Annotated in this window: 15 protein-coding genes, 1 tRNA gene and 1 pseudogene; 7 read left to right on the forward strand and 10 right to left on the reverse strand. The window is 70.5% G+C overall.

The features are described 5' to 3' along the window. The first annotated feature begins 93 nt into the window (after positions 1 to 93). The gene (locus MF672_RS05790) at positions 94 to 816 is read left to right on the forward strand and encodes a hypothetical protein (RefSeq protein WP_242378853.1); all 723 of its coding nucleotides are present in this window, start codon (positions 94 to 96) and stop codon (positions 814 to 816) included. Positions 817 to 1,060: 244 nt separating this feature from the next. Here the strand turns inward: MF672_RS05790 and MF672_RS05795 are convergent. The 7 genes from MF672_RS05795 to galU form a co-directional block, all read right to left on the reverse strand. Next, a tRNA-Ala gene (locus MF672_RS05795) sits at positions 1,061 to 1,137 on the reverse strand. Positions 1,138 to 1,186: 49 nt separating this feature from the next. Beyond that, on the reverse strand, positions 1,187 to 1,789 hold the full coding sequence (gene sepX / locus MF672_RS05800; protein ID WP_242378855.1) for a divisome protein SepX/GlpR: 603 nt from the start codon (positions 1,787 to 1,789) through the stop codon (positions 1,187 to 1,189). 124 nt (positions 1,790 to 1,913) lie between these two features. Next, complete coding sequence (locus MF672_RS05805) at positions 1,914 to 2,567, reverse strand: GNAT family N-acetyltransferase (protein WP_242378858.1); 654 nt, start codon at positions 2,565 to 2,567, stop codon at positions 1,914 to 1,916. A gap of 48 nt (positions 2,568 to 2,615) precedes the next feature. Next, positions 2,616 to 3,101 carry a MogA/MoaB family molybdenum cofactor biosynthesis protein gene (locus MF672_RS05810; RefSeq protein ID WP_242378860.1) on the reverse strand — a complete coding sequence of 162 codons (486 nt, stop codon included), beginning with the start codon at positions 3,099 to 3,101 and terminating at the stop codon, positions 2,616 to 2,618. After that, entirely contained in the window at positions 3,098 to 3,577 is a 480-nt protein-coding gene (gene moaC / locus MF672_RS05815; RefSeq protein ID WP_302893165.1) for a cyclic pyranopterin monophosphate synthase MoaC, read from the reverse strand. The genes MF672_RS05810 and moaC overlap by 4 nt, the downstream gene beginning before the upstream one ends. Then, positions 3,574 to 4,761: a molybdotransferase-like divisome protein Glp gene (glp, locus tag MF672_RS05820; protein ID WP_242378941.1), complete on the reverse strand. Its 1,188-nt coding sequence runs from the start codon at positions 4,759 to 4,761 to the stop codon at positions 3,574 to 3,576. Before glp ends, moaC begins: the two co-directional genes overlap by 4 nt. Before the next feature lie 58 nt (positions 4,762 to 4,819). Further along, a complete protein-coding gene (galU, locus tag MF672_RS05825) occupies positions 4,820 to 5,722 on the reverse strand; it encodes a UTP--glucose-1-phosphate uridylyltransferase GalU (protein WP_242378862.1) in 903 nt (300 codons plus the stop codon). Between the two features lie 24 nt (positions 5,723 to 5,746). Between galU and MF672_RS05830 the strand changes: the two genes are divergently transcribed. The 3 genes and pseudogenes from MF672_RS05830 to MF672_RS51755 all read left to right on the forward strand — a co-directional run. Further along, positions 5,747 to 6,316 (forward strand): 5-formyltetrahydrofolate cyclo-ligase, encoded by a 570-nt coding sequence (locus MF672_RS05830; RefSeq protein ID WP_242378864.1) that lies wholly within the window; start codon positions 5,747 to 5,749, stop codon positions 6,314 to 6,316. Positions 6,317 to 6,339: 23 nt separating this feature from the next. Beyond that, a complete protein-coding gene (locus MF672_RS05835; RefSeq protein ID WP_242378866.1) occupies positions 6,340 to 7,845 on the forward strand; it encodes a potassium/proton antiporter in 1,506 nt (501 codons plus the stop codon). A gap of 69 nt (positions 7,846 to 7,914) precedes the next feature. Further along, positions 7,915 to 8,007: pseudogene (locus tag MF672_RS51755) on the forward strand (FmdB family zinc ribbon protein); the annotation flags it as partial. Between the two features lie 62 nt (positions 8,008 to 8,069). On the opposite strand, the gene MF672_RS51760 reads toward MF672_RS51755, so the two are convergent. Together MF672_RS51760 and MF672_RS05845 are read right to left on the reverse strand one after the other, a co-directional pair. Next, on the reverse strand, positions 8,070 to 8,243 hold the full coding sequence (locus MF672_RS51760; RefSeq protein WP_308210537.1) for a hypothetical protein: 174 nt from the start codon (positions 8,241 to 8,243) through the stop codon (positions 8,070 to 8,072). A 446-nt stretch (positions 8,244 to 8,689) separates the two neighbouring features. Then, positions 8,690 to 10,657, reverse strand: coding sequence for an MFS transporter (locus MF672_RS05845; RefSeq protein WP_242378868.1), 1,968 nt, complete (start codon positions 10,655 to 10,657; stop codon positions 8,690 to 8,692). Between the two features lie 116 nt (positions 10,658 to 10,773). Between MF672_RS05845 and MF672_RS05850 the strand changes: the two genes are divergently transcribed. From MF672_RS05850 to mscL, 3 genes are read left to right on the forward strand one after another with little or no spacing between them, the layout of a single operon-like run. Next, on the forward strand, positions 10,774 to 11,580 hold the full coding sequence (locus MF672_RS05850) for an S-methyl-5'-thioadenosine phosphorylase (RefSeq protein ID WP_242378869.1): 807 nt from the start codon (positions 10,774 to 10,776) through the stop codon (positions 11,578 to 11,580). Beyond that, a complete protein-coding gene (locus MF672_RS05855; protein WP_242378871.1) occupies positions 11,577 to 12,221 on the forward strand; it encodes an RcpC/CpaB family pilus assembly protein in 645 nt (214 codons plus the stop codon). Before MF672_RS05850 ends, MF672_RS05855 begins: the two co-directional genes overlap by 4 nt. Positions 12,222 to 12,244: 23 nt before the next feature. Beyond that, on the forward strand, positions 12,245 to 12,643 hold the full coding sequence (mscL, locus tag MF672_RS05860; RefSeq protein ID WP_242378872.1) for a large conductance mechanosensitive channel protein MscL: 399 nt from the start codon (positions 12,245 to 12,247) through the stop codon (positions 12,641 to 12,643). 6 nt (positions 12,644 to 12,649) lie between these two features. On the opposite strand, the gene MF672_RS51240 is transcribed toward mscL, so the two are convergent. Beyond that, the gene (locus MF672_RS51240; protein WP_302893166.1) at positions 12,650 to 13,735 is read right to left on the reverse strand and encodes a D-alanyl-D-alanine carboxypeptidase family protein; all 1,086 of its coding nucleotides are present in this window, start codon (positions 13,733 to 13,735) and stop codon (positions 12,650 to 12,652) included. Between the last annotated feature and the right edge of the window lie 209 nt (positions 13,736 to 13,944).

Consider the following 13,944-nt stretch of genomic DNA (forward strand, 5'->3'; position numbering starts at 1 on the left):
TTAGTCACCCAACAACGGAAAAGGCCGTTTCCAGAACTCTGGAAACGGCCCCCCGGCGCCCTGCTCATCGACGGCTCCCTGGCCTGCCCGCTGATGCCCGCCCGGCTCGCCCAGGCCACCACCGGCTTGGACGACACCGCCATCCGCACGCCATCGCAAGAACTCATCGCGTTGATCGCCGCGCGAGAGCCGTACTTGCTGCGCCTCAAACAGAGCGCGAACGCAGACGGCTCGGTCCGGTTCCAGTGCCCGGCAGCAGGCACCTCCCCGTCGCTCTCCTGCCCTCGCTTCGACCGCCACTACCAGCGCGCACCCAGCAGGCCCGCCGCGGTCGACCTGACCGACGCCCGACAGCGGGCGGCGCACCCGGCGGCGAAACCCCGTATCCTGCCCCCGCATCCCGACCTGAAAGCCGCCGAGCAGCCGAAGATCTGCCGCCAACACACCATCACCCTGCACCCCGGCGACCTCGGGCATCTCGACAAGTTCCGCCAGGATGCCATCTATCTCAGCCCCAGGTGGGAGGGGGTTTACAAGCCTGTCCGCGCCATGACGGAGGGCATTAACGGGCGCCTGAAGGGCCACGATCTCGATCTTGGCGATCCGAAAGCCCGGCTCGCCCGCGGGCGTGTCGCCCAAAGCATCCTGGTCGCGCTGCTCGTCACCGTCGCCAACGACCACTTCCTCGACCAATGGCGCCACATCCACCAGCCCCCAGACGAGCCCGACGTGGTCGCCTCCACTCCGCAGACTCCAGCCGCGCTCTTCGATGGCACCCCACCCGCAGGCCAGAGCAGGCCACCACCCGCCCCATAAGCCGCAAAACCCACCATCCCACCGCAGCGCCCCGCTCACCGCCGGCTTCGCCATGCCCAACGGCCGAATCCTGGTCCTCCACCAGCGGCCTGACACCATCCGGGCCTTCCCAGCCGCCAACTCCGCAGTTCCCAAACCAGGACGAATCAGATTCGGAAACTCCTGAAACGACAAGATCCCGCCTGATCGCGATGATCAGACGGGATCCCGTCAACTTCAGTCCAGCCGTCTCAAGAACGGCCCCTGGTGGAGATGAGGGGATTCGAACCCCTGACCCCTTCGATGCGAACGAAGTGCGCTACCGGACTGCGCTACATCCCCAAGGACTCGTTTAGACTAGCATCCCCTCACGGGTCCTCGCGCCACCCTTTCAGTCCCCCACGGCCCGCCTGGGCGGCTCCGCGTACTGGTCGAACAGGACGTCCTCGTGCAGCGCCGCGAGCTCGACCACCTCGGCCGACGGCTCCTCGACGACCTGGCGGCGCTGGCGGGCGCGGCGCTGGCGTTCGGCGGCGCGCGCCTGGCGGGCGCGTTCGCGGCGCTCCCGGTCCACGTGGACGGCGACCCGCAGCGAGCACAGGTAGCCCGCCGTCACCAGCACGGACGGCGCCACCCCCCACCACGGGATCATCTGCACCGCGGCCGTGACGACGGAGGCCACCACCAGCAGCGCGCAGAAGAACAGCAGCCGGCGCCGCCGCGCCACGATGATCGCCCGCCGCCGCAGCCGGAACTGCCGGACGTCGACCTTCTCGAACTCGCCGGTCATCGGGCCGGCGCCGTCGTCCTCGTAGCCTTCGGCCGCCGCGGCGGCCGCCAGGTTCTCGAGGTCGGGGAGCTGGTGCTCGCCGGTGTAGTACTCCTCGAGCTCGGCCAGCTCGGCGAGGTTGGTCTTGTCCTTGCGCAGCCACATCGGGATGAGGACGCACAGCCACATCACCACGATGGCGAGGTAGAGGAGGACGCTGCTCACGACCACCTCCGGGCAGCATGAAGACGCGTGTGGGTTCGTTGCGTCTTCAATCTGCTCACGTCACGCACCGTAAGACCGCGTGTCACTGATTGACGAGCATTCGGTGCGGTGTGTCGCGAGATCGTCAAACCTCTTCGACGGAGGACCCCCCGCGAGCCGCTGACTCGCGCGCGCGACGCCACTGCACGAGCAGCCCGCCGGGTACGTCCTCGACGGTCAGCGCGTAGCAGATGTGGTCGCGCCAGGCTCCGTCGATGTGGAGTTGGCGACGCCGAATGCCTTCTTCCCTGAATCCGAGTTTCTCAACCACCCTACGGCTGGCGTGGTTCTCGGGGCGGATGTTCGCCTCCAGCCGATGCAAACCGGTGGTGAAAAAGCAGTGGTCGACGGCCATGGCGAGGGCGGTGGGGGTGATCCCGCGGCCGGCCATCTTGCCGTCGATCCAGTATCCGACCTGGGCAGAACGGGCGGATCCCCACACGATGGCGCCCACGGTGAGCTGCCCCGCGAAGCGCCCCTCGTACGTGACCACCCACGGCAGCGCGAGCCCCTGCCGCGCCTCCCGCCGCAGCGTGCCGACCATGGACACGTACGGACCGAGCCCCGTCCTGAACAGCGGCGTCTCCGGGTTGCTCGGCTCCCAGGGACGCAGCCAGTCGGCGTTGCGCAGCCTGGTCTCGCGCCACACGCGTACGTCGCCCAACCGCAGCGGCCGGAGGCCCACCGGCCCTTCGTTGAGGTTCACCGGCCAGCCACGAAGTCGATCCACAACACTCATCATCCCCCCAACGGGCACGATGTCGCCACGCGCGGATCGAAGTCGCGCTCAGCGCGGGTGATCTCCGCCCCGGATCTGCTCGACGGCGTGCCGCAGGATCGGGGCGAGCACGGCGACGCCGTCCCGTACGCCGCCGGACGAGCCGGGCAGGTTGACCACGAGCGTGTCGCCCGCCTGTCCGGCGAGCCCGCGCGACAGGATGGACGTGGGCACCTTCTCGCGGTTCGCCTGCCTGATGGCCTCGGCGATGCCCGGTATCTCCCGGGAGATCACCCGGGCGGTCATCTCGGGCGTGAGGTCCATCGGCGTCAGCCCGGTGCCTCCGGTGGTCACGACGACCTCGTAGCCGCCGAGGACCCCGTCGCGCAGCGCCATCTCCACGGGCTCGCCGTCGGGCACCACGACGGGGCCGTCGACGACGTCGCAGCCGGCCTCGTCGCGCAACAACCGGACGAGCAGCGGCCCGGATTTATCCTCATAAATCCCGGCCGACGCCCGGTTCGACACCGTGATCACCAGTGCCCGTATGATCATTCCGGCTGCTCCCGCGTCCACCGGCCGGTCTTGCCGCCCAGCTTTTCCTCCACCCGCACGTCGGTGATCACCGCGGCCGGGTCAACGGCCTTGACCATGTCGATCAACGCCAGCGCCGCCACCGACACCGCCGTCAGCGCCTCCATCTCCACGCCGGTGCGGTCGGCCGTCTTCACCCGGCACGTGATCGCGACCCCCCAGTCCTCGACGTCCAGCGTGACCTTGACGCCGTGCAGCGCGATCGGATGGCAGAGCGGGATCAGGTCCGGCGTACGTTTCGCCCCCATGATCCCCGCGATCCGCGCGACGCCGAGCGCGTCGCCCTTGGGCACCTCGCCCGAGCGCAGCAGCTCGACGGTCTCGGCCGACAGCAGCACCCGGCCGGTCGCGACGGCGCTGCGCGCGGAGACGTCCTTGGCGGAGACGTCCACCATGCGGGCGGCTCCGCTCTCGTCGACATGGGTCAGGCCGCTCACAGCCGGATCACCTCCACCTGGGCCCCGCCGGGCACCTCGGTCACGTCCTCGGGCACCACGATCAGCGCGTTGGCCGAGGCCAGCGCGGCGAGCTGGTGCGAGCCCTGCCCGTGGACCGGCGACACCGTGCCGTCGGCGGCGAGCACGCCCCGCAGGTACGACCGCCGCCCCGCGGGCGAGCGCAGCGCCCCGGTGACGTACGCGGCGACCGTCTCCGGCATCCGCGCCGGCAGCCCGCGCATCTTGTCCAGAGCCGGCCGGACGAACAGCACGAACGACACGAACGACGACACCGGATTGCCGGGCAGCGCGAAGATCGGCACCTGGTCGTCCCCCAGCACGCCGAACCCCTGCGGCATGCCGGGCTGCATCGCCACCTTCTCGAAGCGGACCGTGCCGAGCGGCGACAGGGCCTCCTTGACGGGCTCGTACGCGCCCATCGACACCCCGCCGCTGGTGATGATGGCGTCGGCCCGCACCAGGTCGGTGTCGAGCCGGTCGAGCAGCACGGCCGGATCGTCGCCGACCGCCCCGGCGCGGAACGCCTCGCCGCCCGCCTCCCGCACCGCGGCGGCCAGCGTGAAGCTGTTGGAGTCCCAGATCTGGCCGGGGCCGAGCTGCCCGCCGGGCTCCACCAGCTCGGCGCCGGTGGCGATGACCACGACCCGGGGCCGCGGGCGCGCCAGCACCCGCCGCCGTCCCACTCCCGCGATGATGCCGAGCTGCGCGGCCCCGATGAGGGTGCCCGGCTTGAGCACGACCTCGCCGGCCTGGACGTCCTCGCCGGCCCGGCGGATCGCGTTGCCCGGCCGGGCGGAGCGGTCGATGCGGACGGAGACCGTCCCGCCGTCCGTCCACTCCACCGGCACGACGGCGTCGGCACCGGCCGGCAGCGGCGCTCCGGTCATGATGCGGACGGCGTGACCCGGTCCGACGGCACGCAGCTCGTCGGACCCGGCCGCGACGTCGTCGATCACCGGCAATGTCACCGGAACGTCGGATATATCAACAGCCCGAACGGCATAGCCGTCCATGGCCGAATTGTCGAACGGCGGCAGCGGAACCGGCGAGGACACCTCCTCGGCCAGCGTCGCCCCCAGCGCCTGCTCCACGTCGAGCTCGATGGGCGCCAGCGGGCGCACGGTGGCCAGGATGTCCGCCAGATGCGCCTCCACCGGCTTCAGCGGACCTGCGGCCCCGTGGTGATCACCCGCGTGCGGCGACCCGCCCGTCCCCGACGGATCAGCCGACCTCATCGAGGAACTCCCGCAGCCACGGCACGAACTCCGACGCCAGATCCTCCCGATCCGCCGCGAACTTCACCACCGTCCGCAGATAGTCCAGCTTGTCGCCGGTGTCGTAACGCCGGCCGCGGAACAGCACCCCGTGCACCGGGCCGCCCTCCTCCGAGCCGCGCCCCGCCAGCGTGCGCAGCGCGTCGGTGAGCTGGATCTCGCCGCCACGCCCCGGCTCGGTGTTCTCCAGCACCTCGAACACGGCCGGGTCGATGACGTAACGCCCGATGATGGCCCAGTTGGACGGCGCCTCGTCGGCCGGCGGCTTCTCCACGAGGTCGGTCACCCTGACGACGTCGTCCTCGGCCGTGGCCTCGATGGTCGCCACGCCGTACAGGGAGACCTGCTCCTTCGGCACCTCCATCAGGGCGATCACGCTGCCGCCGTACGTGTCGCGTACCTCGATCATGCGCTGGAGCAGGTGGTCACGGCGGTCGATGAGGTCGTCACCGAGCAGGCAGGCGAACGGGTGGTCGCCCACGTGCTGCTTGGCGCAGAGCACGGCGTGGCCGAGGCCCTTGGGCTCGCCCTGTCGCACGTAGTGCAGCGTGGCCAGGGACGCCGGCTCGCGGACCTGGGACAACCGGTGCTCATCGCCCTTGGCCTCAAGGACCTCCTCCAGCTCGAACGCGCGGTCGAAGTGGTCCTCGATCGAGCGCTTGTTCTTGCCGGTGACCATCAAGACGTCCAGGAGCCCGGCGGAGGCGGCCTCCTCGACGACATACTGGATCGCGGGCTTGTCGACGATGGGCAACATCTCCTTGGGTGTCGCCTTGGTCGCCGGAAGGAACCGGGTGCCCAGACCCGCGGCGGGCACGACGGCTTTCGTCACAGGGTCGAAGTCAGCCATGAGTAGACCCTAGTGGAGGGACCTGTGAACAAGACGAACCTCCGTCGTCAGGTGAATGCGGCGCGCGCCTCCCTCTCCCCGGAGCAACTGCGCGCAAACGCCATCAAGACCCGCGAAACGCTGCTCGACCAGCCGTGGGTCCAAATGGCCGGATTGGTGGCCTGCTACTGGTCGACGGGGGTGGAGCCGGAGACGCACGGGCTCGTGTTCGCTCTCTGGAAACATGGAGCCACCGTCATGCTGCCGGTCCTGCGTGCCGACAATGACCTGGATTGGGCGGTGTACGACGGGCCGGACACCCTCGCGCCCGGCCGCTACGGGCTCATGGAGCCGGTGGACACCCGCCGCGGCGTCGACGCCGTCCGCACCGCCGCGCTCGTGATCGTGCCCGCGCTGGCCGTCGCCCGCAAGAGCGGCGTGCGCCTCGGCCGCGGCGGCGGCTCCTACGACCGCGCCCTGGCCCGGGTCGGCCCGAACGTCCCCACCGTGGCCCTGCTGCACTCCGGCGAGCTGCTCGACGACGTGCCCGCCGAGCCGCACGACCAGCCGGTCCGCTTTGCGATGACCCCCGAAGGACTCACTACTCTTATGTGAACACAGGGACGAGAGGGGGGCGGATGACGCATGATGTCTGGCTACTCGTCGGCGCAGCAATCGTCATCGCGGCCATCGCGTCCGTCCGCGTCGCGCACCTCAGTGGGCTCCCCAGTCTCCTTCTCTTCCTCGGGTTCGGCCTGGTCCTGGGCGACTTCGGGTTCGGGCTGTCGTTCCAGAGCCCGCTGCTCGCCCAGCAGATCGGGCTGACCGCGCTCGCGCTGATCCTGGCCGAAGGCGGTCTGACCACCACCTGGTCGCACGTCCGGCGGTCGGTGCCGATGGCGTTGATCATGGCGCTGCTCGGCGTGACGGTCAGCATCGTGGTCGTCGCGCTGGCCGTCCAGGGGCTCCTCGGCCTCGACACCAACACCGCGCTGCTGCTCGGCGCGGTCCTGGCCTCCACGGACGCGGCCGCGGTCTTCTCCGTGCTGCGCCGCCTGCCGCTGCCGTCGCGGCTCGCGGGCATCTTGGAGGCCGAGTCGGGCTTCAACGACGCCCCCACCGTCATCGCCGTGACGCTGCTCAGCAGCGCCGCCGGCCACGCGCCCGACGTGGGAACGTTCCTGCTGGAGACCACACTCGAGCTCGTCATCGGCGCCGGGGTAGGCCTCGCCGTGGGGCCCGCGGGCGCGTACACGCTGCGCCGCGTCGCCCTGCCCGCCTCCGGCCTCTACCCGCTCGCGGTGCTCGCGCTCACCTTCGTCTCGTACGGCGGCGCCGTGCTGCTGCACGGCTCGGGCTTCCTGGCGGTGTACCTGACGGCCTTGATCCTCGGCAACTCGCGGCTGCCGCACCGGGCGGCCACCCGCGGGTTCGCCGAGGGCGCAGCCTGGCTGGCGCAGATCGGGCTGTTCGTGATGCTCGGCATGATGGCCAGCCACAAGGAGATGCCGTCCGCGGTCGTTCCCGGGCTGATCACCGGGACCGTCCTGGTGCTTCTCGCCCGGCCGCTGTCCGTGCTGGTCAGCTCCGCGTTCGCGTGGGCGGTGCGGCTGGGCTGGGTGCCCTGGCGCGAACAGGCGTTCCTGTCCTGGGCGGGGCTGCGCGGCGCGATCCCCATCGTGCTCGCGACCATCCCCTGGGCGGCCGGCGTCGAGGGCTCGAAGGAGATCTTCAACCAGGTCTTCGTGATCGTCATCGTGTTCACGCTGCTGCAGGGGCCGACGCTGCCGTTCGTGGCCCGCGTCCTCGGCGTGGCCGCGCCCGGCGAGGCACACGACCTGTCGGTGGAGTCCGCTCCCCTGGAGGAACTCAAGGCGGACCTGCTGCAGGTCAAGGTGCCGCCCGGCTCCCGGCTGCACGGCGTCGAGATCTTCGAGCTGCGGCTCCCCGCCGGCGCCCAGGTGACCCTGGTCGTGCGTGACGGCAAATCGTTCGTGCCCGGCGACACCACCCGCATCCGCTCCGACGACCAGCTCCTCCTCGTCACCACGGCCGCCTGCCGCGAGCAGGTCGAACGCCGCCTGCGCGCCGTCAGCCGCAGCGGCAAGCTGGCGGGTTGGTACGGGGAGCGGGGGTTGGAATAGGTGTTTGACCGCATCGGTTACCATTAGCAGTCGCAACGCTCGAGTGCCAGAGTCTGTAGGAGGAGCCGCGTGCCGACTTACCAGTACGCCTGTAACGACTGCGGTGAGCAGCTCGAGGTCGTCCAGAAGTTCACGGACGACGCGTTGACGGTGTGCCCGAAGTGCGAAGGCAACCTGCGGAAGGTCTTCTCTGCGGTGGGCATCGTGTTCAAGGGCTCCGGCTTCTACCGGACCGACAACCGCACGTCGTCCCCGTCTTCGTCGGCCTCGTCGTCGAACGGGTCGTCGTCCGGCAACGGGTCGTCGAAGTCGTCGGAGAGCAAGTCCTCCTCGGACTCCTCCAGCTCGTCGTCCAGCTCCACGCCGGCCCCCGCCGCCGCCTCCAGCTGACCCACCACCCCGCCGACCACCCCGAACGCGGCACACCGGCACCGGCACGCCCACCCTGCAGGGGCACCGCCACCCTGACGGCACCCTGACGGCACCTGACGGCAGCCGCCACCCGCCGGGGCGCCGCCGCTGCCGCGATGACCGGCAACCGCCACCGGCAGGGGCGCCGCCGGTGCCACGCGGACCCGCACAGCCGCCACCCGCGGGGCACTGCCGCCCCGCGGACCGGCCCTGCCCCGGACCGGCCCTGTCCACGGACCGCCCGCGTTCCAGGTCGGGCCCTGCCCGCGGACCGGCCCCGCTCTGGACCGGCCTCCTGCTCCGGACAGGCCCCGCTCTGCACCTCGCCCCTCACCCGGACGGGCACCGCTGATCCCCCTGCACGGCCCCACTCAGCCACACCCCGCCACCCCCCCCATGGCGATCACCACAAGCGAGCCTCGCCACGAGCCCCTCACCGAGGCCGATCGACGCGCGCCCCCAACAACTCCGGCGCCACCCGATCAACCATCCGCTCAAGCTCCGTACTCTCCCCCCAATCCTCGACCAGCCGCCGCAGCCCTTCCCGCGAGCACCCCACCAGCCGCATGGCCGCCCGCCTCCCCTCATCGGTCAGCCGCAGTTCCTCCCCGTCCTCAGAACGCCGCACCAGCCCCACCACCACGAGCTGATCGACATAAGGCCGCCCCCACTCCCTACTCACTTGCGCCCGCTCGGCCAGCGCCCCGGCCCGGACCCACCCCTCCCCTGCCAGCCGGGTCAGCACCCACACCCCCTGCGGCGTGATCCCGTCCAGCCCCGCCGCCGCCCCGAGCCGCTCGTAGTACCCGCGTCGCAGATCGGCGTCCGCCAGCCGCATCAGCCCCCGCTCCACCTCCTCCAGCGACGACCGTTCGGCGGACGCCGCCCCCAGCCCCTCCCCGAGGTCCGCCGCCTTGGTCGTCTCCCGCAGCCGCGCCTGCGGGATGAACCAGCTCAGCACGAACGCCCCCAGCATGATCGGCGCCGCCACCCGGAACACCGCCGCGATCGCGTCCGCGTAGACGTGCAGGAAGCCGGCCGCGAGCTCCGGCGGCAGCCGCTGGATGACCGTCGGATCCTCCTGCACCCGCGCAGGATCGAACCCCGCCGGCAGCCGCACCCCTCGCAACGCCTCCCGCAGATCGTCGTTGAGCGTGGCCGCGAACACCGCCCCCAGTGTCGCCACCCCGAACGACCCCCCGATCGACCGGAAGAACGTCGCCCCCGACGTTGCCACCCCCAGGTTCTCGAAGGACACCGCGTTCTGCACCACGATCACCAGCACCTGCATGGTCATCCCGAGCCCGACCCCGAGCACCAGCAGGTACGCGCCCATGATCAGCAGGCTGCTGTGCTCCGTCATCGTCGACAGCAGGAACATCCCGGCCGACGCGCACAACGTCCCCGCGATCGGCAGGAACCGGTACTTCCCGGTCCTGGAGATGATCTGCCCGCTCACGATCGACATCGTCAGCATCCCCGCCATCATCGGCAGCAGGTACACCCCCGACAGCGTCGGGCTGACCCCGTGCACCACCTGCAGGAACAGCGGCAGGTACGTGAGCGCCCCGAACATCCCGAACCCCACCACGAACCCCACGACCGACGCCATGGAGAACGCCCGCAGCCGGAACAGCCCGAGCGGCAGCACCGGCTCGGCCGCCCGCCGCTCGGCGAACCCCCACATGACCAGCAGCGCCGCCGCTGCCGCCACCAGCCCGATCACCACCGGCGACGTCCACGCGTACGTCGTCCCGCCCCACGTGGTGACGAGCACCAGGCAGGACGTGGCCGCACCCAGCAGCACCACCCCGCCGTAGTCGATGGTGTGCCTGGCCCGCGAGCCGTCCCCCGGCAGCACCGCCACGATCACGAACAGCGCGACGGCCCCCAGCGGCAGGTTCACGTAGAACACCCAGTGCCACGACAGCCGATCGACGAACACGCCGCCGAGCAGCGGCCCCACGATGCTCGACACAGCGAACACCGCCCCGAAGAACCCCTGGTAGCGCCCCCTTTCCCGCACCGACACCACATCGCCCACGATCGCCTGCGCGAGCACCATCAGCCCGCCGCCCCCGAGCCCCTGCACCGCGCGGAACGCGATGAGTTCCCCCATGTTCCGGCTGAGCCCGCAGAGCGCGGAGCCCGCCAGGAAGATGACGATGGCCCCGATGAACAGGCGTTTTCGCCCGTACTGGTCGCCGAGCTTGCCCCAGAGCGGCGTGGACACGGTCGAGGCCAGCATGTACCCCGTCACGACCCATGCCAGTTGCTCGAGCCCGCCCAGGTCGCCCACGATCGTCGGCAGCGCCGTGGACACGATCGTCTGATCGAGCGCCGCCAGCAACATGCCGAGCATGAGCGCGACGATGATGAGCCCGAGACCCCGTTGTCGCATGCCGCGATCCTACTCTTCGTACTGATGTTCTCACGCACCGCGACGAAGACCAGGTTATCCACAGAACGTCGCTCGGCCGACCCGGCCCCGCGAGCGATCCGGCTACTCTCTGCGCCATGGTCACTCGCGCAGACATCGGCGTCATCGGCGGCTCCGGCTTCTACTCCCTCCTCGACGACGCCGAGGAGATAGAGCTCGCCACCCCGTACGGCCCACCGAGCGACGTCGTCACCGTCGGACGCATCGGCTCCCGTTCGGTGGCGTTCATCCCCCGGCACGGCCGCGATCACCGTTTCCCGCCCCACCGCATCCCCTACCGCGCCAATCTGTGGGCGCTGCGCTCCCTCGGCGTCCGCCAGGTGCTCGCGCCGAGCGCCGTAGGGTCCCTGCGGGCCGACTACGGCCCCGGCACCATGGTCATCCCCGATCAGCTGGTCGATCGCACCTCAGGCCGCGTCCAGACGTACTACGACATCGACGGAGCCGTGCACGTCTCCTTCGCCGATCCGTACTGCCCGTCGGGCAGAGCCGCGGCCGCTGGCACAGCCCGCGCCACCGGCTGGCCGACGGCCGACGCGGGCACCCTCGTCGTCATCGAGGGCCCCCGCTTCTCGACCCGCGCCGAGTCCCGGTGGTTCGCCTCGAACGGCTGGTCGATCGTCGGCATGACCGGTTTCCCCGAGGCGATCCTGGCCCGCGAGCTGGCTCTCTGCTACACGTCCCTCTGTCTCGTCACCGACCTCGACGCGGGCGTCGAGACGGGCCAGGGCGTGACCCACGACGAGGTCCTCGAGTTCTTCGCCCAGAACGTCACCCGCATGCGCTCCCTGGTCGCCACCACCGTCGAGGCCCTCCCCAAGGAACGCACCTGCCCCTGCGGCAGCGCCCTCGACGACCTCAAGCTCCCGTTCGACCTACCGTGATCACGTCCTGGCTCGCCCGCTACGGCCGTCGCCGCCGCCTCATAGCGGCGGCGCTCGCCGCCCTCGCCGTCCTGTCCGCGTACGTGGCCACCCGCCCCACCCCGCCCACCACGGTCCTGGTGGCCGCGCACGACCTCCCCGCCGGCCCGGTAACCGCGGCCGACCTCACGCCGGTCGCCCTCGACCACCCGCCCGCCGGCGCGATCCGCCGCCTCTCTCCCGCGACCCCGCACCACCTGACGTCCCCCATGCGCCGCGGCGAGCCGCTCACCGACGCCCGCCTCCTGAAAACCGCCTACACCCGCCTCCCGCCAGGCATGGTCGCCACCCCCATCCGCATCGACGACCCGGAGGTGGCCGCCCTCCTCTCCCCCGGCTCCACCATCAACCTCCTGGCCACCTGGCCCGACGCCACCGCCCCCGTGCCCGCCCGCACCGTCGCCGAAGCCGTAACCGTCATCACCATCCCGCCACCCCCACCGCCACGCCGGACGCCCATGGCCTCGTCCACCACCCCCCGCGGCACGCTCCTCCTCCTCGCCACCACCACGACGACCGCAGCCGCCCTGGCGACGGCCCAGGCGACCGCCCGCCTCTCCATCACCTTGCCGGCTCCCACCACCACAACTAACTCTGGGTAATCATTCGACTACCATTCATCCTCATGAACGGTTTCAAGAAATTCCTCATGCGGGGCAACGTCATCGACCTGGCCGTCGCCGTCGTCATCGGCGCCGCCTTCAACGCGATCGTGCAATCCTTCGTGGCCGACCTGCTGACCCCGCTGATCTCCGCCTTCGGCGGACTGCCCGACTTCTCCTCACTGAAGATCACTGTCGGCCGCTCGAACTTCATGTACGGCAACTTCCTCAACGCGATCGTCTCGTTCCTGCTGATCGCCGCGGTCGTCTACTTCCTCATCGTCAAGCCGTACACGCACTTCAAGGAACGCGCCGCCGCCAAGGTCGAGGCCACCACCCGCGACTGCCCCGAATGCCTGTCGGAGATCCCGAAGGCCGCCTCCCGCTGCGCCTTCTGCAGCACCCAGTTGACGGCGGCCTGACGTACCTCAGTCGAGCAGCGAACCCAGCTTGGGGTCGTACTCCCAGTGCCACGGCTCGAACGGGCTGCTGTAGGCCCACGACGGGTGGAACCAGCCGAACTTCTTGGAGTTCTTCTCCATCCACACGAACTCCACGGACCCTGACCGCTCCACTCCGCCGCACAGGTCCACAGCCAGCCCGAGCCCGTGGTTGCTCCGCCCCGGCACCGCCGCGAACCCCGGCCGCCGGTAGTAGACGGCCTGCTGCTCGGCCAGGCTCCGATAGGCGTCCGTCACGCACATCTGCCTGCCGAAGCGCTGCCGGTAGGCCTCGTTCAGGCTGACGAACGCGATCGTCGCGTCCGCCCGCAGGCTGAACCCCTTCTGCTGCAACGGGCACAACATGCCCTTGGGGATGAGCCCGTTGGGATACTCGCCGGCCGTGGCGGCCCGCAACGGGTCGCACCCGAGCGCCGCCCGCCCCACCTTGTCGATCTTGATGCCCAGCTTCACCAGCGCCGCGGTCAACGACTTGACGATCTTGTCCGACCGCTGCCGCAACGTGTCGACCTCGGCCGCGAGCTGCGCCTCCGCCAGCAGGTTCCCCGCCCGCAGCTCCTGCGCCTCGCTCGCCAGCTTCTCGGCCTGCGCGTACAACGCGCTCGTCTGCTCCACCGCCTGCTGCCGCGTCGCCACCATCTGATTGGCGTCACTCAACGCCCGCAGCGTCCGCTCATCAGCACCGCCGGCCAGGAACGGCAGCACCCCGCCGCCGTTGAGCGGCTGCACGTACAACAACTCGGCCATCTGCGACACGGGCTGCCGCATCACCGCGAGCCGCCGCTCCAGCTCCTGCAACGACGTCAGCTTGCCCTTGAGCTCCCTCTCCGAGGCCGCGATCGTGGTACGCCGCTTCTCCAGAGCCTTGGTGGCCTCCTCCAGCTCCTTGGCCGACCGCTCCGCCTCTTTCCTGAGCTCCGTCAGGTTCCCCGGATCCCGCCACTCCCGAACCTGCACCTCGCGCACCTGGCTCGCCTGCACCCGCCCGGCCAGCACCAGTCGCTCACCCTGCGCGGACGCCTCCGCCGAGGACACACCAAGAGAAGCCACCATCGCCACGACAACCGCGATCAGACCCGCTGATCGAGGGGCTGGCACGTTCGACTCCTCCGTATGCAAACTCGTTACCCGGGTCAGGCACGCACGTTACTACAGCCCTCTGAGTGTCCGGACCGAACTCCGGAGAGCTGTTATGAGACATAAAGCCCACTTTGCTCAATCACCCCGCCCCACCAGCCACATCGCTCCCCCACCCACCCAAC

Origin of the sequence: Actinomadura luzonensis, from assembly GCF_022664455.2 — a bacterium.
GTDB classification, from domain to species: domain Bacteria; phylum Actinomycetota; class Actinomycetes; order Streptosporangiales; family Streptosporangiaceae; genus Nonomuraea; species Nonomuraea luzonensis.